The organism is Klebsiella sp. TF21-TM (genome assembly GCF_019753495.1).
GTDB classification, from domain to species: Bacteria; Pseudomonadota; Gammaproteobacteria; order Enterobacterales; family Enterobacteriaceae; genus Klebsiella; species Klebsiella quasipneumoniae.
In genome coordinates this window covers 27,948-49,216 of record NZ_JAIJYL010000029.1, presented here as the reverse complement: position 1 = coordinate 49,216, position 21,269 = coordinate 27,948, and the positions used below count along the sequence as shown (strand labels likewise).

Here is a 21,269-nt window from a genome sequence, read left to right as displayed (position 1 = left end):
TTTGTTTTCGGTGTCACCGGGCGTCATTGGCCACAAGACCACATATTGGCTAACTCCCGCGCGCCCTGCGCGGTATAGTCATCATCACGTTTATTAATTATTCTGGTGCTATGGTTGAAATCATCCCCACAGACATGACGCCCCCCGAAAACGATTCGCGTGAGTTCCATCCCATGCGCGGCGTGGGCAATCGTCATCTGCAAACCATGCTGCCGCGGCTGATCCGCCGTAAATTGCGCTTTACCCCGCACTGGCAGCGCCTTGAGCTGCCGGACGGCGATTTTGTCGATCTCGCCTGGAGCGAAGACCCGCACCAGGCGCGCCACAAGCCGCGCCTCGTCGTCTTTCATGGTCTGGAAGGGAGTCTGCACAGCCCGTATGCCCATGGCCTGATCCACGCGGCGATGCAGCGCGGCTGGCTGGGCGTGGTCATGCACTTTCGCGGCTGCAGCGGCGAACCTAACCGCAATCACCGCATCTATCACTCCGGCGAAACGGAAGATGGCACCTGGTTTCTCCACTGGCTGCAGCGCGAGTTTGGCCCCGCGCCGACCGCCGCCGTCGGCTATTCGCTGGGCGGCAACATGCTGGGCTGCCTGCTGGCAGAAGAAGGCGACCGCTGCCCGCTGGATGCGGCGGTGATCGTTTCCGCGCCTTTCATGCTGGAAGCCTGCAGCTATCATATGGATAAGGGCTTCTCGCGAGTTTATCAGCGCTATCTGCTCAATCTGTTAAAAGCCAACGCCTCACGTAAGCTGAAAGCGTATCCTGGCTCGCTGCCCGTCGATTTACGCCAGCTCAAAGGGATGCGCCGCATCCGGGAATTTGACGATATGATCACCGCCAAAATCCATGGCTTCGCCGATGCGCTGGATTATTACCGGCAATGCAGCGCCATGCCGCGGCTCAGCGATATCACTAAGCCGACGCTCATCATCCATGCGAAAGACGACCCGTTTATGGACCACCACTCCATTCCCCCGCAGGAGCAACTGCCGGCGAACGTTGAGTATCAATTGACTGAACAAGGCGGCCACGTCGGCTTCGTCGGCGGCACCCTGCGTAAACCGGAGATGTGGCTGGAAAGACGCATTCCCGACTGGTTAAACCGCTGGCTGGAGGTTCCCGTATGATTATTCCCTGGCAGGATCTGGATCCCGAAACGCTGGATAACCTGATTGAAAGCTTTGTGTTACGCGAAGGCACCGATTATGGTGAACATGAACGTTCACTTGCCGATAAAGTCGCCGATGTAAAACAGCAGCTGAAACGCGGAGAGGCGGTCCTCGTGTGGTCGGAACTGCATGAGACGGTCAATATTATGCCGCGCGCCCTGTTTAACGGCTAAGGCGACGCCACTACATCGTTTAACCAGGGAGTTGTTATGTCTGCCAAACATCCGGTGATCGCCGTCACGGGCTCCAGCGGCGCGGGCACTACCACCACCAGCCTCGCCTTTCGCAAAATCTTCGCGCAGCTAAATCTGCACGCCGCGGAGGTGGAAGGCGACAGCTTTCATCGCTACACCCGCCCGGAAATGGACATGGCGATCCGCAAAGCGCGGGATCAGGGCAAACATATCAGCTACTTTGGCCCGGAGGCGAACGACTTCGGCCTGCTGGAGCAGACCTTTGTCGACTATGGCCGCCATGGCAAAGGCCAGTCGCGTAAATACCTGCACACCTATGACGAAGCCGTGCCGTGGAATCAGGTGCCGGGAACCTTCACCCCATGGCAGCCGCTGCCGGAGCCGACGGACGTGCTGTTCTATGAGGGGCTGCACGGCGGGGTTGTCACGCCGCAGCATGATGTCGCCAGCCATGTCGACCTGCTGGTCGGGGTCGTGCCTATCGTTAACCTGGAATGGATCCAGAAACTCATTCGAGACACCAGCGAACGCGGCCACTCCCGGGAGGCGGTGATGGACTCCGTCGTCCGATCGATGGAAGATTACATCAACTTCATCACCCCGCAGTTTTCCCGCACCCACATCAACTTCCAGCGCGTACCGACGGTGGACACCTCCAACCCGTTTGCCGCGAAAGCGATCCCCTCTCTGGACGAGAGCTTTGTGGTGATCCATTTCCGCAATCTGCAGAACATCGACTTCCCCTGGCTGCTGGCGATGCTACAGGGCTCGTTTATTTCGCACATGAACACCCTGGTGGTGCCGGGCGGTAAAATGGGGCTGGCGATGGAGCTTATTATGGCGCCGCTGGTCGAGCGTCTGATGGAAGGCCGAAAGATCGGCTAACAGAAAAAACCCCGGCCAGGCCGGGGTTGAGATCATTCACATCAGCAGGCGAAGACTACGCCTCGATCACTTCATAGGAGTGGGTGATCTTCACCGCTTTTTCCAGCATCAGCGCCACCGAGCAGTATTTCTCTGCCGACAGATCCACCGCGCGGGAGACTGCGGCATCTTTCAGCGCCTTACCGGTGACGATAAAGTGCAGATTAATATGCGTGAACAGGCGCGGCGCCTCTTCCCGACGCTCAGAGGTCAGCTTCACTTCGCAGTTGGTCACGTCGTGACGCCCTTTTTGCAAAATAGAGACCACATCGATCGCACTGCAACCGCCCGCCGCCATCAGCACCATCTCCATCGGGCTGGGCGCCTTATCTCCGGAGTTGCCATCCATCAGAATCTGGTGTCCTGACGCGGACTCCCCGATAAAGGTTAACCCTTCAACCCATTTCACACGCGCTTGCATAAAATTTAACTCCAGTATCGCAATATTCCTGTCAGATTACGCGCACATAACAATTCTCGCAACGGAAGGCGACCTGCGTCATGCTGAAGCGAGACACCAGGAGACATGCGGCGAAAGCTATGCTAAAACAGTCTGGATGCTACAGTAATACATTGATGTACTGCATGTATGCAGAGGAGTTCACATTACAGGCTGTCGAAAAATCATCAGCCAGCTTCCCAGGTATAGGGAAACAATACGATTGCATGCCCGGACGCCGTGTAGTGTCGGCGCCCGGAGATAGCTTATAACAGAGGATAACCGCGCATGGTGCTTGGCAAACCGCAAACAGACCCTACCCTTGAATGGTTCTTGTCTCATTGCCACATTCATAAGTACCCATCAAAGAGCACGCTGATCCACCAGGGTGAGAAAGCAGAAACGCTGTACTACATCGTTAAAGGCTCCGTGGCTGTACTCATCAAGGATGAAGAAGGTAAAGAGATGATCCTCTCCTACCTCAACCAGGGCGATTTCATCGGTGAATTAGGCCTGTTTGAAGAGGGTCAGGAGCGTAGCGCCTGGGTACGGGCGAAAACCGCATGTGAAGTGGCCGAGATCTCTTATAAGAAATTCCGTCAGCTGATCCAGGTGAACCCGGACATTCTGATGCGTCTCTCTTCGCAAATGGCTCGCCGTCTGCAGGTGACGTCTGAGAAAGTGGGCAACCTCGCCTTCCTCGACGTGACGGGCCGTATCGCCCAGACGCTGCTGAACCTGGCGAAGCAACCCGATGCCATGACCCACCCGGACGGTATGCAAATTAAAATTACCCGTCAGGAAATTGGTCAGATCGTCGGCTGCTCTCGTGAAACCGTTGGCCGTATTTTGAAAATGCTGGAAGATCAGAACCTGATTTCCGCCCACGGTAAAACTATCGTCGTCTACGGCACCCGTTAAGTTGCTAAGCGGCGTATTGCTCCTGCAGTACGCCGTTTTTGTTTTTCCCTCATGTGGCGCAGGCTGATTTACCACCCGGAAGTCAACTATGCACTGCGGCAAACGCTGGTGCTGTGTCTGCCTGTGGCCATCGGTCTTCTGCTCGGCCATCTCCAGCAGGGACTCCTGTTTTCCTTAGTTCCCGCCTGCTGCAACATCGCCGGTCTCGACACTCCGCATAAGCGCTTTTTTAAGCGTCTGATTATCGGCGGCTGTCTGTTTGCCGGATGCAGCCTGGTGGTGCAGCTGCTGCTCGCCCAGACCATACCTTTGCCGCTTATTCTCAGCGGCCTGGCGCTATTGCTCGGCGTCACCGCGGAAATCAGTTCGCTGCACGCGCGCCTGCTGCCCGCGTCGCTGATCGCCGCCATCTTTACCCTGAGCCTGGCGGGCAATATGCCCGTCTGGGAGCCGCTGCTGATCTACGCCTTCGGCACGCTATGGTACGGCGTGTTTAACTGGTTCTGGTTCTGGCTGTGGCGCGAACAGCCGCTGCGGGAGTCGCTCAGTCTGCTCTACCGGGAACTGGCCAATTATTGCGAAGCCAAATATAGCCTGTTGACCCAGCATACCGATCCCTCGACCGCCCTGCCGCCGCTGCTCATCCGCCAGCAGAAGGTGGTCGATTTAATCACCCAGTGCTATCAGCAGATGCATATGCTGGCCGCCAACCAACGTAACGACCACAAACGTCTTCTGCGGGCGTTCCAGATGGGGCTGGATCTACAGGAGCATATTTCGGTCAGCCTGCATCAGCCGGAAGAGGTGCAAAAGCTGGTTGAGCGCAGCCATGCCGAAGCGGTGATCCGCTGGAATGCGCAGACCGTCGCCGCCCGTCTGCGGGTGCTGGCGGATGACATGCTCTATCATCGTTTTCCGCAGCGTTTCCAGATGGATAAACAGATCGGCGCCCTGGAAAAAATCGCCCGCCAGCATCCGGATAACCCGGTCGGCCACTTCTGCGCCTGGCACTTCAGCCGCATCGCCCGGGTGCTGCATACCCAGCGCCCACTGTATGCCCGGGATCTGATGGCTGACAAAGAGCGTCGTTTACCGCTGTTTCCCGCGCTAAAGAACTATCTGTCGCTGAAGTCCCCCGCGCTGCGCAACGCCGCCCGCATCAGCGTGATGCTGAGCATCGCCAGCCTGATGGGCAACGCCCTGCATTTGCCGAAGCCCTACTGGATCCTGATGACCGTCCTCTTCGTGACACAGAACGGCTATGGCGCCACGCGGGTTCGTATTGTCCACCGGGCGGCGGGGACGCTCGCCGGCCTGATCATCGCCGGGCTGACCTTGCACTTTCACGTTCCGGAGAGCTATACCCTGAGCGGGATGCTGCTGATCACCCTGCTCAGCTATCTGATCATCCGCAAACACTATGGCTGGGCGATGGTGGGGTTTACGGTGACGGCGGTATATACCCTGCAGCTTCTGACGCTCAACGGCGAACAGTTTATTATCGCCCGGCTGATCGACACGCTGATCGGCTGCCTGATCGCCTTCGGCGGGATGGTCTGGCTGTGGCCGCAGTGGCAGAGCGGCCTGCTGAAAAAAAACGCCCACGATGCGCTGGAGGCCGACCAGCAGGCGATTCGCCTGATCCTCAGCCCCGACCCCAAAGCGCCCGCGCTGGCCTACCAGCGCATGCGCGTCAATCAGGCGCACAACGCGCTCTACAACTCCCTGAATCAGGCGATGCAGGAGCCCGGGTTTAATACCCACTACCTGGAAGATATGAAGCTATGGGTGACGCACAGCCAGTTTATCGTCGAACACATCAACGCCATGACCACTTTGGCCCGGGAGCATACGATGCTCACCCCGGATCTTGCCCAGCGCTATCTCGAATCCTGTGAGATTGCCCTGCAGCGCTGTCAGCAGCGGCTGGACAGCGATGGCCCCGGCAGCGCAGGGGATGTCAATATTATGGAGTCACCGGAAAGCGAGGTGCCGATCGGTCCGTTAAGCACCCTGGAGCAGCATCTGCAACGCATTCTGGGCCATCTGAACACCATGCACACCATTTCGTCAGTGGCATGGCGTCAGCGGCCGCATCACGGCATCTGGCTGCGGAAGATCAGCCGTTAATCACCTTTGCCACTGCCTGGGCAAAGCGCGCCATCCCCTCGGCAATATCCTGCTCTTCGATGATCAGCGAGGGAACAAAACGCATCACGTCCGGCCCGGCGTTAAGCACCATGACGCCGGCTTCCGCAGCGGCATAGAGAAAATCACGCGCGCGGCCCTTGTGCTGCGGCTTGAGTTCGGCACCAATCAGCAGGCCCATCCCGCGAATATCACTGAACAGATCAAACTCGGCATCCAGCTGCTGCAGGTGTTTGACGAACAGTTCGCGTTTGGCGTTCACGCCATCCAGCACCGCCGGGGTATTGATCAGATCGAAAGCGGCGTTGGCGACCGCGCAGGCCAGCGGGTTGCCGCCGTAGGTTGAGCCATGGGAACCCGCATGGAAGGCGCTGGCGATCTCGTGGGTGGTCAACATGGCGCTGACCGGGAAACCGCCGCCCAGCGCTTTGGCGCTGGTGAGAATATCCGGGGTTACGCCATAGTGCATATAGGCAAACAGCGAGCCGGTACGCCCCATTCCGCACTGCACTTCATCAAAGACTAACAGCGCCTGGTGTTGATCGCACAGTTCGCGCAGCCCCTGCAGGAACGCCGGCGTCGCTGCCGTCACGCCGCCTTCGCCCTGAATCGGCTCCACCACCACCGCGCAGGTGTGGTCATCCATCACCGCTTTTACCGCCTGCAGGTCGTTGAAGGGAACATGGACAATATCCGCCGGTTTCGGGCCGAAACCATCGGAGTACTTCGGCTGCCCGCCGACGGAGACGGTAAACAGGGAGCGACCATGAAAGGCATTATGGAAAGCGATGATTTTGGTTTTGTACGGGCTATGGCGGGTCACCGCATAGTGACGCGCCAGCTTAAAGGCCGTTTCATTGGCTTCGGTACCGGAGTTCATAAACACCACTCGCTCGGCGAAGGTGGCATCGACAAGTTTACGTCCCAGGCGCAGCGCTGGCTCATTGGTAAAGACGTTGCTGGTATGCCACAGCGTTTCGCCCTGCTCGTGGAGCGCCGCCACCAGCGCCGGGTGGCAATGGCCGAGCGCCGTCACCGCGATACCGCCGGCGAAATCAACATACTCTTTGCCCTGCTGATCCCAGACGCGGCTGCCTTTTCCCTTTACCGGGATGAATTCTGCCGGTGCATAAATTGGCAAAATAACTTCATCGAATGTGGCGCGGGTGATTGCCGGTTGTTCAGTTGCCATGTCTTGCCCATCCCTCTTCGTTATGCAGATGCGATTATGATAATCTAATCACAAAATATGCATAAAAAATCAATCAATGGCAACCGAAATCACCGCTTAATAAAGTTCGCCAGCAATTGATGGCCCTGTTCGCTGAGGATGCTTTCCGGATGGAACTGCACGCCCTCGAGATCCCAGTCGCGATGACGGATCCCCATAATCTCACCGCTGGCGCTGCGGGCGGTGACGATAAACTCAGGCGGCAGCGTCGGCGGGTCAATCACCAGCGAATGATAGCGGGTCACTGTCAAAGGATTATTCAGCCCCAGAAACACCCCTTCGCCGTTATGCTCGATAAGCGAGGTTTTTCCATGCATCACCTGCGCCGCCCGCACAATGGTCGCGCCAAACGCCTGGGCTATCGCCTGATGCCCGAGGCAGACGCCCAGCAGCGGCGTTTTCCCTGCATAGTGACGGATTACCGCGAGGGAAATCCCCGCTTCATCCGGCGTACAGGGACCAGGCGAAATCACTATCTTCTCCGGCGCCAGCGACGCTATCTCCTCCAGCGTCAACGCATCGTTGCGCCTGACCAGCACTTCCGCCCCCAGTTCGCAAAAGTACTGATACAGATTCCAGGTGAAAGAGTCATAGTTATCGATAAGCAGGATCATAGCGGCTCCGGAACAATCAAACCGGGCTATTCTACTCAGATTCCCGCGCTTCGCTTACCACTTTGCGAAAGATCGCCGCCAGCGGGTCCGGATCGCCCATCGCGCCCTGCTGACAGGCGGTGCTCCAGGCGGCAGGATCGACGTCACGCCAGTCAAGAAGGTAGCCGGCATGTATCGCCAGCTGTTCAAAGAAAATGCGCTGGGTCAGGCCATTGCCGAGACGAAAAGGGTGCAGCACATTAATTTCACCATAGAACCAGCTCAGGCGTTCGATAAAGGTATCCCGCGGCAGACCGCAGAGATAATCCTCCTGCTCCAGAGCCTGCATCAGGGCATTCCCCTCCTCTTCGATGCGGGCAAAGTGGCAGAACGGCGTATCGCCCAGGTAGAGGTTCACTTCACGCAGCCTACCCGCCCAGTCAAACAGATCCTGATACAGCTGATGATGAATAGCGCACAGATAGGGTAAGCCGCGCACCCGCGGGCCCAGCGGCAGGGTGGCCGCCCGCAGGGACGTCATCTCCAGGGCAGCCTGCTGCAGCGTTTTAGCCTGGCGGATGCCGAGGCGGTTGCGCAGGACGTTCAGCGCCGGATAGAGGTAAGGATCGCGTTCATCGCCAAATTTATCGCTCATACTCCCTCCGCAGCGTCGCGAGGCGAGCCTGCGCCTCCTCGGCAGTCAGCGTAACCAGCGGCACCGATACGCCTTCGAGGCGACGGCTGGCCTGAAAATTGCTATTACGTGTCTGTTCCCAGAGCCGGGATTTTTGCTTATCGGTGAGTGGACGCATCGTCGCCCCCCTTATCGTCCCCTGTGTGCCACAAGTATAAGCAGCAATTACAGGTTATGCCGGGAGGCAACCGGGCGCGGCGATAAACCACCGCGCCGCGGGAGGATTAGGGCAGCACTTTCGCAGAGAGGATAACAACCGGTTTAGTCGGCACATTCTGGTATGGGCCGACGTTATGAGTCTGGACCTGGGAGATCTTATCCGCAACGTCCATGCCTTTGACTACCTTGCCAAACACCGCATAGCCAAAGTCGCGCTGGCCATGGTCGAGGAAGGCGTTATCCGCCACGTTGATGAAGAACTGGCTGGTGGCGCTATCCTGATCGGCGGTACGCGCCATCGCGATGGTGCCGCGGGTGTTGCGCAGGCCGTTGTCTGCTTCATTCTTGATCGGCGGGTTAGGCTGTTTCTGCTGCATCTGCTCGTTAAAGCCGCCGCCCTGCACCATGAATCCCGGGATCACGCGGTGGAAAGTGGTGTTGTTGTAGAAGCCGCTGTTAACGTACTTCAGGAAGTTATCCACGGAAATCGGGGCTTTCTGGCTGTTTAACTCAAGCTCAATGTTACCTGCCGAGGTGGTCAGCAGCACATGCGGATCGCCCTTTGCCGCCATGGCCGGGGAGAAAGCTGAAATGGCGAAAACGGCAGCCATCGCCGCCAGTGTTGATTTGAGCATGGAAATTCCTTAACGGAGCAGAATAAAAGCGAGTGCCTTGATTCTAAAGAGCCTTTGCATCCTGGGCCAGCCTTTTACCAAATTTTACTTAGCTGTAATAATTGTAACCGCGCAAACGTTCTCCCTGGCGTCGAAAAAAGCGTGATGCAAGTCACATTAAAACATGCAAAAGATAACGTATTTCACAATAAACATTTAATTACATCACCTGAACGACTAAAATCTATCCGCCCGGCGCAGCGTCAACGCGCTTTACCTTTCTATTCACAGGCCAGTCATGACTAACAGCAACCGTATTAAGCTCACATGGATCAGCTTCTTCTCCTACGCCCTGACCGGCGCGTTGGTGATCGTCACCGGGATGGTGATGGGTAACATTGCGGATTATTTCCATCTGCCCGTTTCCAGTATGAGCAACACCTTTACCTTTCTGAACGCCGGTATTCTGATCTCCATTTTCCTCAATGCCTGGCTGATGGAGATCGTGCCGCTGAAAACTCAGCTGCGTTTTGGCTTTATTTTAATGGTGCTGGCGGTGGCCGGCCTGATGCTCAGCCACAGCCTGGCGCTGTTCTCCGCGTCGATGTTCGTTCTCGGCCTGGTCAGCGGGATCACCATGTCGATCGGAACCTTCCTGATCACCCATATGTATGAAGGCCGTCAGCGCGGGGCGCGTCTGCTGTTTACCGACTCCTTCTTTAGCATGGCGGGAATGATTTTTCCGATGGTCGCCGCGGTCCTGCTGGCGCGCAGCATCGAGTGGTACTGGGTCTACGCCTGTATCGGTCTGGTGTATGTCGCTATTTTCGTCCTGACATTCGGCTGTGACTTCCCGGTGCTCGGCAAAAAAGCGCAGAGCGAAAACAGCCAGCCGGTGGTGAAAGAGAAGTGGGGCATCGGCGTGCTGTTCCTCTCCGTCGCGGCGCTGTGCTACATCCTCGGTCAGCTGGGCTTTATCTCCTGGGTACCGGAATATGCCAAGAGCCTGGGCATGAGCCTCGGCGATGCCGGTAAACTGGTGAGCGATTTCTGGATGTCCTACATGATCGGCATGTGGTCATTCAGCTTTATCCTGCGCTTCTTCGACCTGCAGCGCATCTTAACCGTCCTCGCCGGCCTCGCGACGGTGCTGATGTACCTGTTTATCAATGGTTCGCCGGAGCATATGCCGTGGTTTATTCTGACCCTGGGCTTCTTCTCCAGCGCCATCTACACCTCGATCATTACGCTCGGTTCGCAGCAAACTAAAGTCGCTTCACCAAAGCTGGTGAACTTTATCCTCACCTGCGGCACCATCGGCACCATGCTGACTTTCGTGGTTACCGGCCCGATTGTGGCTGCCAGCGGTCCGCTGGCAGCGCTGCACACCGCTAACGGCCTCTACGCCGTGGTGTTCGTGATGTGCTTTATCCTCGGCTTCGTCTCACGTCACCGCCAGAACAACGCGCAGGCGGCGTCTCACTAAGCCTTCGGCCCCTTTGCGTCCGCAAGGGGGCTGTTCCTCATAAAAGAGAGCGCCTCGCCACCGCGGTCGGTCTGGATCCAGGTTTGCGCCAGCTGGGTAATCGCGATCACCCTTCCCTGGCGAATTGACCAGCGCACCGGCACCTGGCAGCGTACCGCCTCAAAGCCATTCTCCGCCGGGAGGATGATCAGGTTAGCCGGGTTGCCGCTGACGATGCCGTAATCGGTCAGGCCAAACGTGCGGGCGCTGTTGTCAGTGATAAGCTGCAGGCCGTCGTTAATCTGCTGGTAGCCCATCAGCTGGCAAACGTGCAGCCCCATATGCAGGACCTGCAGCATATTACCGGTCCCCAGCGGGTACCACGGGTCAAAGACATCATCATGACCAAAGCAAACGTTGATCCCCGCCGCCATTAGCTCCTTCACCCGGGTAATGCCCCGTCGCTTCGGGTAGTCGTCAAACCGGCCCTGCAGATGAATATTGACCAGCGGATTGGCGACAAAGTTGATGCCGGAGAGCTTTAGCAGGCGGAACAGGCGCGAGGTATAGGCGCCATTATAGGAGTGCATGGCGGTGGTATGGCTGGCCGTCACCCGCGGCCCTATCCCCGCCTTCAGCGCCAGCGCGGCAACGGTTTCAACAAAGCGCGACTGTTCATCGTCAATTTCATCGCAGTGAATATCCAGCGGGCGGTCATATTTCTGCGCCAGTCGAAAGGCGATATGCAGCGATTCCACCCCATATTCACGGGTGAACTCAAAGTGCGGGATCGCCCCGACGACATCCGCCCCCAGCTTCAGGGCCTCTTCCAGCAGCGCCTCGCCGTTGGGGTAAGAGAGGATCCCCTCCTGCGGAAAAGCGACAATCTGCAGCTCGACCCATGGCGCCACCTCCTTTTTGACCTCCAGCATCGCCTTCAGCGCCGTCAACGTTGGATCGGAGACATCGACATGGGTACGGACAAACTGCACGCCGTTGGCGATCTGCCACTTGAGGGTTTTCCACGCCCGGGCTTTAACGTCCTCATGGCTGAGCAGCGCTTTCCGCTCCGCCCAGCGCTCAATCCCCTCGAACAGGGTGCCGGACTGGTTCCAGTTCGGCTCACCGGCCGTCTGGGTGGTATCCAGATGGATATGCGGCTCAATAAAAGGCGGGATCGCCAGACCGCCGCGAGCGTTCAACACCTCGTAGCTTTCGTCCCGCGCCTCCCCCATCGGTGTGATCTCGCCAAAGCGGCCCTTATCTATCGCTATCTGCCACAGGCCGTCGCGGTCTGCCAGGCGTACGTTCTGAATCAACCAAAGCGGCGCTGCTGTCATATCACCCTCTCTATTCAATACGGCTTGTTTTCTACTCAACCCCAATCGCGACCCACCCAATTCTTGTACACAAAATCGGCAAAAAGGAAAAGCCAGCGTTTTCCACAACTTAGAAAATTACAGACAAATCAATTATATACCCATTAAGTGGTAGGTGAAGTTGTCATTGATTTGCATCAATAAGCCTGATGGCTGAATCGTTAAGGTAGGCGGTAATAGAAAAGAAATCGAGGCAAAAATGAGCAAAGTCAGAATCGCTATTATCGGTAACGGCATGGTTGGCCATCGCTTTATCGAAGAGCTTCTCGATAAGGCGCCTGCCGGACAGTTCGACATTACCGTGTTCTGTGAAGAACCGCGTATCGCCTACGACCGTGTCCACCTGTCGTCTTATTTCTCCCACCATACCGCAGAAGAGCTGTCGCTGGTCCGCGAAGGTTTCTATGAGAAACACGGCGTCAAGGTGCTGGTCGGCGAACGGGCCATCACCATCAACCGCCAGGAGAAAGTGATCCACTCCAGCGCCGGGCGCACGGTGTTCTACGACAAGCTGATTATGGCAACCGGCTCATACCCCTGGATCCCGCCGATTAAAGGCGCGGAAACTCAGGATTGCTTCGTCTATCGCACCATTGAAGATCTTAACGCCATTGAATCCTGCGCCCGTCGCAGCAAACGCGGCGCGGTGGTCGGCGGCGGCCTGCTCGGCCTGGAAGCCGCAGGCGCCCTGAAAAACCTCGGTGTCGAAACCCATGTTATCGAATTCGCGCCGATGCTGATGGCCGAGCAGCTCGACCAGATGGGCGGCGAGCAGCTGCGGCGCAAAATTGAAAGCATGGGCGTGAAAGTTCACACCAGCAAAAACACCAAAGAGATCGTTCAGCAGGGCACCGAGGCGCGCAAAACCATGCACTTCGCCGACGGTAGCGAGCTGCAGGTCGATTTCATCGTCTTCTCTACCGGGATCCGCCCGCGCGATAAACTGGCCACCCAGTGCGGACTGGCGGTTGCCCAGCGCGGCGGCATCATGGTCAACGATAGCTGCCAGACCTCCGACCCGGATATCTATGCCATCGGCGAATGCGCCAGCTGGAACAACCGCGTGTATGGCCTCGTCGCGCCGGGTTATAAAATGGCCCAGGTGGCCGTCGACCACCTTCTCGGCAGTGAAAACAGCTTCACCGGCGCCGACCTCAGCGCCAAGCTGAAGCTGCTGGGTGTAGACGTGGGCGGTATCGGCGATGCCCACGGCCGCACGCCGGGCGCCCGTAGCTACGTCTATCTCGACGAAAGCAAAGAAGTTTATAAGCGTCTGATCGTCAGCGCCGACAACAAAACCCTGCTCGGCGCGGTGCTGGTCGGCGACACCAGCGACTACGGCAACCTGCTGCAGCTGGTGCTGAACGCCATCGAGTTGCCAGAGAATCCGGATTCGCTGATCCTCCCGGCCCACGCCGGCAGCGGCAAGCCGTCGATCGGCGTCGATAAACTGCCGGACAGCGCGCAAATCTGCTCCTGCTTCGACGTCAGTAAAGGCGACCTGATCGCCGCCATCAACAAAGGCTGCCATACCGTCGCGGCGCTGAAAGCGGAAACCAAGGCCGGTACCGGCTGCGGCGGCTGTATCCCGTTGGTCACCCAGGTGCTCAACGCCGAGCTGGCGAAACAGGGTATCGAGGTCAACAACAACCTGTGCGAACATTTCGCTTACTCCCGCCAGGAGCTGTTCCACCTGATCCGCGTGGAAGGCATCAAAACCTTCGACGAACTGCTGGCCAAACACGGCCAGGGCTACGGCTGTGAAGTGTGTAAACCGACCGTCGGCTCCCTGCTGGCCTCCTGCTGGAATGAGTACATCCTCAAGCCTCAGCACACGCCGCTGCAGGACACCAACGACAACTTCCTCGCCAACATCCAGAAAGATGGCACCTACTCGGTCATTCCGCGCTCCGCGGGCGGCGAAATCACGCCGGAAGGGCTGGTCGCCGTGGGCCGTATCGCTCGTGAATTCAATCTGTACACCAAAATCACCGGTTCCCAGCGCATCGGCCTGTTTGGCGCTCAGAAAGACGACCTGCCGGAGATCTGGCGGCAGCTGATTGAAGCGGGCTTCGAAACCGGCCACGCCTACGCCAAAGCGCTGCGGATGGCGAAAACCTGCGTCGGCAGCACCTGGTGCCGCTATGGGGTCGGCGACAGCGTCGGCTTCGGCGTCGAACTGGAAAACCGCTACAAAGGTATCCGTACGCCACACAAAATGAAGTTCGGCGTCTCCGGCTGTACCCGCGAATGTGCGGAAGCCCAGGGCAAAGACGTCGGGATCATCGCCACCGAGAAAGGCTGGAACCTGTACGTGTGCGGTAACGGCGGGATGAAGCCGCGCCACGCCGATCTGCTGGCCGCGGACCTCGATCGCGAGACGCTGATTAAGTATCTCGACCGCTTTATGATGTTCTACATCCGCACCGCCGATAAGCTGACCCGCACCGCGCCGTGGCTGGACAACATGGAAGGCGGGATCGACTATCTGCGCAGCGTCATCATCGATGACAAGCTCGGTCTGAACGACCATCTGGAAGAGGAGCTGGCTCGCCTGCGCGCCGCCTTCGCCTGCGAGTGGACCGAGACCGTCAATAACCCGGCGGCGCAGACCCGCTTCAAACACTTTATCAACAGCGACCAGCGCGACCCGAACGTTCAGGTGGTGCCGGAACGTGACCAGCATCGCCCGGCCACGCCGTATGAGCGCATCCCGGTTACTCTGGTGGAGGAAAAAGCATGAGCCAGTGGGTAAACATCTGCAACATTGACGACATCCTGCCCGCCACCGGCGTCTGCGCCCTGCTCGGTCAGCAGCAGGTGGCGATCTTCCGTCCCTATCATGACGACAGGGTGTTCGCTATCAGCAACATTGATCCGTTCTTTAACGCCAGCGTACTGTCTCGCGGCATTATCGCCGAGCATGACGGCGCCCTGTGGGTTGCCAGCCCGCTGAAAAAACAACGTTTCCGCCTGAGCGACGGCCTGTGTATGGAAGATGCCAGCCATTCTATCGCCCGTTTCGACGCCCGGGTAAAAGACGGCCACGTTCAGCTTAAGGCGTGAGTCCCGCATCCTCCCCCCGGCCACGGGGGGAGATATAAGTAACACTTCTGACCGACAGCGCATGAGTGCGGGATATGTCGCATGTTTTGTATTACCTTTGCTGCTATTCTACGACCACTCATTTTCTACCCCTTATTTTTATGAGGTTATTCTGTGGATCACTTACCCATATTCTGCCAGTTGCGCCAGCGTGATTGTTTACTGGTTGGCGGCGGGGATGTCGCCGAACGCAAGGCCCGTCTGCTGCTGGATGCTGGCGCAAACGTCACGGTCAATGCGCTCGACTTTACCCCGCAGTTTCATGTGTGGGCCGATTCACAGATGCTAACCCTGGTGCAGGGGGAGTTTATCCCCTCGCTGCTGGACAACTGCTGGCTGGCCATCGCCGCTACCGATAATGAGACGGTGAACCAGCAGGTCAGCGACGCGGCCGAAGCGCGGCGTATCTTCTGTAACGTGGTGGATGCCCCGCGCCAGGCCAGCTTTATCATGCCGTCCATTATCGACCGCTCGCCGCTGATGGTCGCCGTCTCCTCGGGCGGGACATCCCCGGTGCTGGCGCGCCTGTTGCGCGAGAAGCTGGAGTCAGTCTTACCCCTGCATCTTGGCCAGCTGGCCCGCTACGCCGGCCATCTGCGCGCGCGCGTGAAGCAGCAGTTTGCCACCGTAGGCGAACGCCGCCGCTTCTGGGAGAAGCTGTTCGTTAACGACCGGCTGGCGCAGTCGCTGGCCAATGACGATCGGCAGGCGGTGGCGGATACCACCGAGCAGCTGCTGACCGAGCCGTTAGAGCATCGCGGCGAGGTCGTCCTGGTTGGCGCCGGCCCTGGTGACGCCGGGCTGCTCACGCTTAAAGGCCTGCAGCAAATCCAGCAGGCCGACGTGGTGGTCTATGACCGGCTGGTCTCCGACGACATTATGAATCTGGTGCGCCGCGATGCCGACCGGGTATTCGTCGGCAAGCGCTCAGGCTATCACTGCGTGCCGCAGGAGGAGATCAACCAGATCCTGCTGCGCGAAGCGCAAAAAGGAAGACGCGTGGTCCGGCTGAAAGGCGGCGATCCCTTTATCTTTGGCCGCGGCGGAGAGGAGCTGGAGACCCTCTGCGAGGCGGGGATCCCCTTCTCGGTTGTGCCCGGCATCACCGCCGCCTCCGGCTGCTCCGCCTACTCGGGGATCCCGTTGACCCATCGCGATTTCGCCCAGGGCGTCCGCCTGGTCACCGGCCATCTGAAAACCGGCGGCGAGCTGGACTGGGCGAACCTGGCGGTGGAGAAGCAGACCCTGGTGTTCTATATGGGTCTGAACCAGGCGCCGGCGATCCGCGAGAAGCTTATCGCCCACGGCATGGCGGAAGATATGCCTGCCGCCATCGTCGAGAACGGCACCGCCGTGACGCAAAAAGTGGTCAGCGGCACCTTAGGACAGCTGGATATTCTGGCGCAGCAGATGGCCAGCCCGGCGCTGATCATTGTCGGCCGCGTGGTCGGTCTGCGGGATAAACTGAACTGGTTCTCGAACCATTAACCTTCGCCTGACGGCGTGAACGACAGGCATAAAAAAGGGCGGGATATCCCCGCCCTTTTTAGCTGTTGCGTCGCTTACGGCTTGGCGACAAAGCCAATCGCTTCGTATACCGCTTTCAGGGTTTGAGAAGCGCGCGCACTGGCCTTTTCTGCGCCGTCCTTCATCACCTGATTGAGAAACGCTTCGTCGTTACGGAAACGGTGATAGCGCTCCTGCAGGTCAATCAGCATGCCCGATACCGCTTCGGCGACTTCGCCTTTCAGGTGGCCATACATTTTGCCTTCGAAATGCTGCTCCAGCTCAGGAATGGTTTTCCCGGTGACCGCGGAGAGGATATCCAGCAGGTTGGAGACGCCCGCTTTCTCTTTCAGGTCGTAGCGCACCACCGGCGGCTCGTCGGAGTCGGTGACCGCACGTTTGATCTTCTTGACCACCGATTTCGGGTCTTCCAGCAGGCCGATGACGTTGTTGCGGTTGTCGTCGGACTTGGACATCTTTTTCGTCGGCTCCAGCAGCGACATCACGCGCGCGCCGGATTTAGGGATAAACGGCTCAGGCACTTTAAAAATATCGCCGTAGATGGCGTTAAAACGCTGGGCGATATCGCGGCTCAGTTCAAGGTGCTGTTTCTGATCTTCGCCCACCGGAACCTGGTTGGTCTGGTACAGCAGAATGTCAGCGGCCATCAGTACCGGATAATCAAACAGACCGGCGTTGATGTTCTCCGCGTAGCGCGCGGACTTGTCTTTAAACTGGGTCATGCGGCTCAGTTCGCCGAAATAGGTGTAGCAGTTCAGCGCCCAGCCTAACTGGGCATGTTCCGGCACGTGAGACTGAACGAAAATAGTGCTTTTCTGCGGGTCGATGCCGCAGGCCAGATACAGCGCCAGGGTGTCCAGCGTCGCCTTACGCAGCTGCTGCGGATCCTGGCGCACGGTGATGGCGTGCTGGTCCACGATGCAATAGATGCAGTGGTAATCGTCCTGCATGTTTACCCACTGACGCAGCGCACCCATGTAGTTGCCAATGGTCAGTTCACCTGAGGGCTGTGCGCCACTAAAAACGATGGGCTTAGTCATGTTTCAATTCCTGAGTTTCACTGTGCGGTAACCCGAGAGCGGGTAAGAGTTCATTAAACTGGTCGAAGAGATAGTCCGGCTCGCTCAGCGCAAGCGGTTCGCCATAGTTATAGCCGTAGGTCAGGCCAACAGAGCAGCAGCCTGCCGCTTTGGCCGCCTGAATATCATTACGTGAATCGCCGACGAACAGCAGCGCCTCCGGCGTCAGGCCGAGCTTTTGCGCCACCAGCAGCAGCGGTTCCGGATGCGGCTTTTTGTTCTGTACGTCATCGCCGCCGATCACCACGGTAAAGTATTTCGCAATATCGAGCGCGTCCAGCAGCGGGGCGACGAACGGCGTCGGCTTATTGGTCACCAGCGCCAGCGGCAGGCCTTTGGCCTGCAGCGCGCCGAGCGTATCGGCCACTGCCGGAAACAGGAAACTGCCCTCTTCCGCCGCTTCGGCGTAATAGCGGTCAAACAGTTTACGCAAAATGCGCAGCTGTTCGTCTTGCGGAATATCATGATCGTCGACGGAAGGCTTGCCCATCGCCGCACGTAACGTTGCACGCTCCTGACGAGCCCAGGTCAGCGCCCGCTCCATCAGAACATCGGCGCCGTTGCCGATCCAGGTCACGACGCGTTCTTCTCCCGCCACCGGCAGCTCCAGGGCGTAGAGGGCGTTATCAACGGCGGCGGTCAGACCCGGCGCGCTGTCCACCAGCGTGCCGTCGAGATCAAACGCGATGCCGCGGATCGCCTGTAATTTATCCATGACTCACCTTCGCTAATTCATTACGCATGTGATCAATGACTTTCTTGTAGTCCGGCTGGCCGAAGATCGCCGAACCGGCAACGAACATATCCGCGCCCGCCGCGGCGATTTCGCCGATATTGCTCGCTTTCACTCCGCCATCCACTTCCAGGCGAATGTCGTAGCCGGACGCATCGATGCGCTGGCGCACTTCACGCAGTTTATCCAGCGTCTGCGGAATAAAGGACTGGCCGCCAAAGCCCGGGTTGACCGACATCAGCAGGATCACGTCCAGCTTATCCATCACGTAATCGAGATAGCTCAGCGGCGTCGCGGGGTTAAACACCAGGCCCGCTTTACAGCCGTGCTCTTTGATAAGCTGCAGGCTGCGGTCGACGTGTTCGGAGGCTTCCGGGTGGAAGGTGATGATGCTGGCGCCAGCTTCGGCAAAATCAGGAATGATGCGGTCGACCGGCTTCACCATCAGGTGGACGTCGATCGGCGCGGTAATACCGTAGTTACGCAGCGACTTCAGCACCATCGGGCCAATCGTCAGGTTCGGCACGTAGTGGTTGTCCATGACGTCGAAGTGCACGACATCCGCACCCGCCGCCAGCGCCTTCGCGGTATCCTCACCCAGACGGGCAAAATCAGCCGACAGAATCGAAGGGGCAATCAAATACTGCTTCATCCGCATCTCCTTGAAATTTATTTGGTCTTAGGCGGACGGTAGAGCGCTAAGAGCTCGTCCACCTTTTTACGCGTACCACCGTTGCTGCTGATGCTGCGCCGAACCTTCACAATATGCGTTTCTGCCGCGTTTTTATACCACTCCTGCGTCAACGGCGTGCGGTGGTTGGAAATCAGCACCGGGATCCGTTTCTTCATCAGCGATTCCGCCTTTTGCGCCAGCAGCACCTGTTGCTCCAGGTTGAAGCTGTTGGTGTGGTAGGCGGTAAAGTTCGCCGTCGCCGTCAACGGCGCATAGGGCGGATCGCAATACACCACCGTGCGGCTATCCGCACGCTGCATGCACTCCTCATAAGATTCGCAGTAAAACTCAGCGTTTTGCGCCTTGTCGGCAAAATGATAGAGCTCAGCCTCGGGGAAATAGGGCTTCTTATAGCGGCCAAACGGCACATTGAATTCGCCGCGCAAATTGTAGCGACACAGGCCGTTGTAGCCGTGACGGTTCAGATACAGGAACAGCACCGCGCGACGCAGCGGATCCTGGCTCTGGTTGAATTCATCACGGTACTGGTAGTAGCGCTCAGCGACGTTGTTTTCCGGGGTAAACATCTCGCGGGCGGCAGCGACATACTCGTCGGTGCGCAATTTGACGATGTTGTACAGGCCGATTAAATCACTGTTGATATCCGCAAGGATATAACGAGAAAAGTCGGTATTGAGAAATACCGACCCGGCGCCCACAAAGGGCTCGATTAAGCACTCACCTTCCGGCAAATGCTTTTTAATATCGTCAAGCAGGGGGTACTTCCCCCCTGCCCACTTTAGAAAAGCGCGATTCTTTTTCATGCTGCCTAACTAATTACACATTCTCCGGCTGTGGAGAAAGCTCCGACAGCATCCTGCGCTTAAGACTACCCCACGGCATTATTTCAGATCAGCCTGAACCTGATGCAGTGGTTTTGCCCATGGATTTTTCGCCTGCACGTCCGGCGGCAGCGAGGTGACCGCGCGTTTCGCTTCATCTTTCGATGAATAGATACCGCTCACCAGCACGTACCACGGTTGGCCGTTACGCGACGTTTCATAGACAACATATCTGTCCAGCTTCTCTTTCTTCGCCCAGTTATTCAGGTTTTCATAGTTAGAGGAGCTGCTGAGCTGCAGGGTATAGTTACCCGACGGCGCAGATTTCATCGAGCTGACGTCACCTGCCGTTTTACCGCTCTTCGCCGCCGGCGCTGCCGCGGCTGCCGTTGCGGCTGGCGCTGAGGTCGTCGCGGTCGTGGCTGGTTTGCTCTGCGCGGTGGCTGCCGGTTTACTTTCGCTGACGGTCGTTTTCGCCGGAGCGGTAGTGGCCGCGCTTTCAACATGCTTCGGCTGGACCGGTTTCGTTTCTACCGGCGCTTTCGCCACCGCCTGTGGTTTCGGCTGCGGCTTCGCTTCGATGACGGTGTGCTTACGCTCCGCCGGACGCGGCGTTGCCGCCGTCTGACGTTCGGTCGTCTGGCGCGGCGCCGCGGCGCCACTGGCGCCATTACGGATCGGCGCGACGGTTGCCGGTTCAGTTGGCAGCGTCGAGTTAGCTACGGCGCCGTCCAGCTGGCCCTGCTGCTGGGTCAGCGCGTTATTCAGATCGCCCTGAACTTCAACACGCTGCTGGCCCTGCGGCTCTGCCGCTGCCTGGCCCTGGGTCGGGTTCGCGGCAATAGGCGGTACCGTGACGTCCTGCTGTGTGGTGGTATTGGCGGCTGTCTGATCCTGGCCGGCAGCTGGCGTGCTGGCGGACTGGTCGTCAGACAGATTAATGCTCTTCTCGCCGGAAGCGGTCTGCTGGCTGGACGAAGATGGCGATTTCAGCGCGGAACCGATACCTACGATTAACAGCAACAGCACCAGAATCCCCACGCCCATCATGATGTACTGGCGGGAAGCGGGTTTCGCCGGCGCTTTTTTACGCTTACGCGGACGACGCTCTACAGGCTGCTCTTCGAGCATCTCCTCATCTTCCGCATCCAGTTCTTCTTCGAACTCTTCCTCTTCACGCTCACGACGGGCCTTGCCGGCGCGCGTCGGACGGCCTTCATCGGCATCAAGGTCGACATCGTCAAAATTGATCTGCGGATCGGCATCACGCTCGGAAGACTGACGGGAACGACCAGCACGACGATCGTTGCGATCGGCTTTCATATCGTCTTCTGGTTTGAAATCATCCATTTAACACCCCACTAAAAGGCTTAT

The 21,269-nt window shown here is 58.1% G+C and carries 21 protein-coding genes; 9 read left to right on the top strand and 12 right to left on the bottom strand.

Annotation, left to right across the window (positions count from 1 at the left end):
• Positions 1-134: 134 nt before the first annotated feature.
• The 3 genes from K5R89_RS22260 to K5R89_RS22250 are packed head-to-tail and all read left to right on the top strand — an operon-like array spanning position 135 to position 2,254.
• Positions 135-1,133: a hydrolase gene (locus K5R89_RS22260; protein ID WP_072096663.1), complete on the top strand. Its 999-nt coding sequence runs from the start codon at positions 135-137 to the stop codon at positions 1,131-1,133.
• Positions 1,130-1,348 carry a YheU family protein gene (locus K5R89_RS22255; RefSeq protein WP_002920151.1) on the top strand — a complete coding sequence of 73 codons (219 nt, stop codon included), beginning with the start codon at positions 1,130-1,132 and terminating at the stop codon, positions 1,346-1,348. Before K5R89_RS22260 ends, K5R89_RS22255 begins: the two co-directional genes overlap by 4 nt.
• Positions 1,349-1,384: 36 nt before the next feature.
• Positions 1,385-2,254 carry a phosphoribulokinase gene (locus K5R89_RS22250; RefSeq protein ID WP_004202201.1) on the top strand — a complete coding sequence of 290 codons (870 nt, stop codon included), beginning with the start codon at positions 1,385-1,387 and terminating at the stop codon, positions 2,252-2,254.
• Between the two features lie 55 nt (positions 2,255-2,309).
• Here the strand turns inward: K5R89_RS22250 and K5R89_RS22245 are convergent, their stop codons facing one another.
• Positions 2,310-2,714, bottom strand: a complete 405-nt coding sequence (locus K5R89_RS22245; protein WP_023291180.1) for an OsmC family protein — start codon at positions 2,712-2,714, stop codon at positions 2,310-2,312.
• A 306-nt stretch (positions 2,715-3,020) separates the two neighbouring features.
• On the opposite strand from K5R89_RS22245, the gene crp reads away from it, so the two are divergent.
• Complete coding sequence (crp, locus tag K5R89_RS22240; protein WP_000242758.1) at positions 3,021-3,653, top strand: cAMP-activated global transcriptional regulator CRP; 633 nt, start codon at positions 3,021-3,023, stop codon at positions 3,651-3,653.
• 51 nt (positions 3,654-3,704) lie between these two features.
• Complete coding sequence (locus K5R89_RS22235; protein ID WP_023291181.1) at positions 3,705-5,783, top strand: YccS/YhfK family putative transporter; 2,079 nt, start codon at positions 3,705-3,707, stop codon at positions 5,781-5,783.
• Here K5R89_RS22235 and K5R89_RS22230 read toward each other — a convergent pair.
• From K5R89_RS22230 to ppiA, 5 genes are all read right to left on the bottom strand, one after another.
• Positions 5,773-6,993 carry an aspartate aminotransferase family protein gene (locus K5R89_RS22230; protein ID WP_032454216.1) on the bottom strand — a complete coding sequence of 407 codons (1,221 nt, stop codon included), beginning with the start codon at positions 6,991-6,993 and terminating at the stop codon, positions 5,773-5,775. The genes K5R89_RS22235 and K5R89_RS22230 overlap by 11 nt on opposite strands.
• Before the next feature lie 89 nt (positions 6,994-7,082).
• Entirely contained in the window at positions 7,083-7,646 is a 564-nt protein-coding gene (gene pabA, locus K5R89_RS22225) for an aminodeoxychorismate synthase component 2 (protein ID WP_023291183.1), read from the bottom strand.
• Positions 7,647-7,677: 31 nt separating this feature from the next.
• Positions 7,678-8,280: a putative adenosine monophosphate-protein transferase Fic gene (locus K5R89_RS22220; protein WP_032454217.1), complete on the bottom strand. Its 603-nt coding sequence runs from the start codon at positions 8,278-8,280 to the stop codon at positions 7,678-7,680.
• Positions 8,270-8,437, bottom strand: a complete 168-nt coding sequence (locus K5R89_RS22215; protein ID WP_004202194.1) for a YhfG family protein — start codon at positions 8,435-8,437, stop codon at positions 8,270-8,272. Before K5R89_RS22215 ends, K5R89_RS22220 begins: the two co-directional genes overlap by 11 nt.
• A 106-nt stretch (positions 8,438-8,543) precedes the next feature.
• Complete coding sequence (gene ppiA, locus K5R89_RS22210) at positions 8,544-9,113, bottom strand: peptidylprolyl isomerase A (RefSeq protein WP_002920238.1); 570 nt, start codon at positions 9,111-9,113, stop codon at positions 8,544-8,546.
• A gap of 277 nt (positions 9,114-9,390) precedes the next feature.
• On the opposite strand from ppiA, the gene tsgA reads away from it, so the two are divergent.
• Positions 9,391-10,578, top strand: coding sequence for an MFS transporter TsgA (gene tsgA / locus K5R89_RS22205; protein WP_004202192.1), 1,188 nt, complete (start codon positions 9,391-9,393; stop codon positions 10,576-10,578).
• Here the strand turns inward: tsgA and K5R89_RS22200 are convergent.
• Entirely contained in the window at positions 10,575-11,897 is a 1,323-nt protein-coding gene (locus tag K5R89_RS22200) for a cytosine deaminase (RefSeq protein WP_032454219.1), read from the bottom strand. The two genes, tsgA and K5R89_RS22200, sit on opposite strands and share 4 nt — an antisense overlap.
• A gap of 238 nt (positions 11,898-12,135) precedes the next feature.
• Between K5R89_RS22200 and nirB the strand changes: the two genes are divergently transcribed.
• The 3 genes from nirB (at position 12,136) to cysG (ending at position 16,529) form a co-directional block, all read left to right on the top strand.
• Entirely contained in the window at positions 12,136-14,679 is a 2,544-nt protein-coding gene (gene nirB, locus K5R89_RS22195) for a nitrite reductase large subunit NirB (protein WP_065883118.1), read from the top strand.
• A complete protein-coding gene (gene nirD, locus K5R89_RS22190; protein WP_023291187.1) occupies positions 14,676-15,002 on the top strand; it encodes a nitrite reductase small subunit NirD in 327 nt (108 codons plus the stop codon). The genes nirB and nirD overlap by 4 nt, the downstream gene beginning before the upstream one ends.
• Before the next feature lie 153 nt (positions 15,003-15,155).
• A complete protein-coding gene (cysG, locus tag K5R89_RS22185) occupies positions 15,156-16,529 on the top strand; it encodes a siroheme synthase CysG (RefSeq protein ID WP_023291188.1) in 1,374 nt (457 codons plus the stop codon).
• Between the two features lie 74 nt (positions 16,530-16,603).
• Here cysG and trpS read toward each other — a convergent pair whose 3' ends face one another.
• From trpS to damX, 5 genes are all read right to left on the bottom strand, one after another.
• The gene (trpS, locus tag K5R89_RS22180; protein ID WP_002920253.1) at positions 16,604-17,608 is read right to left on the bottom strand and encodes a tryptophan--tRNA ligase; all 1,005 of its coding nucleotides are present in this window, start codon (positions 17,606-17,608) and stop codon (positions 16,604-16,606) included.
• Entirely contained in the window at positions 17,601-18,362 is a 762-nt protein-coding gene (gene gph / locus K5R89_RS22175; protein ID WP_023291189.1) for a phosphoglycolate phosphatase, read from the bottom strand. The genes trpS and gph overlap by 8 nt, the downstream gene beginning before the upstream one ends.
• Positions 18,355-19,032 carry a ribulose-phosphate 3-epimerase gene (gene rpe / locus K5R89_RS22170; RefSeq protein WP_023291190.1) on the bottom strand — a complete coding sequence of 226 codons (678 nt, stop codon included), beginning with the start codon at positions 19,030-19,032 and terminating at the stop codon, positions 18,355-18,357. The genes gph and rpe overlap by 8 nt, the downstream gene beginning before the upstream one ends.
• 17 nt (positions 19,033-19,049) lie before the next feature.
• Positions 19,050-19,877, bottom strand: coding sequence for an adenine-specific DNA-methyltransferase (gene dam, locus K5R89_RS22165; RefSeq protein WP_004202178.1), 828 nt, complete (start codon positions 19,875-19,877; stop codon positions 19,050-19,052).
• Positions 19,878-19,955: 78 nt separating this feature from the next.
• Complete coding sequence (damX, locus tag K5R89_RS22160) at positions 19,956-21,245, bottom strand: cell division protein DamX (protein WP_048298482.1); 1,290 nt, start codon at positions 21,243-21,245, stop codon at positions 19,956-19,958.
• Between the last annotated feature and the right edge of the window lie 24 nt (positions 21,246-21,269).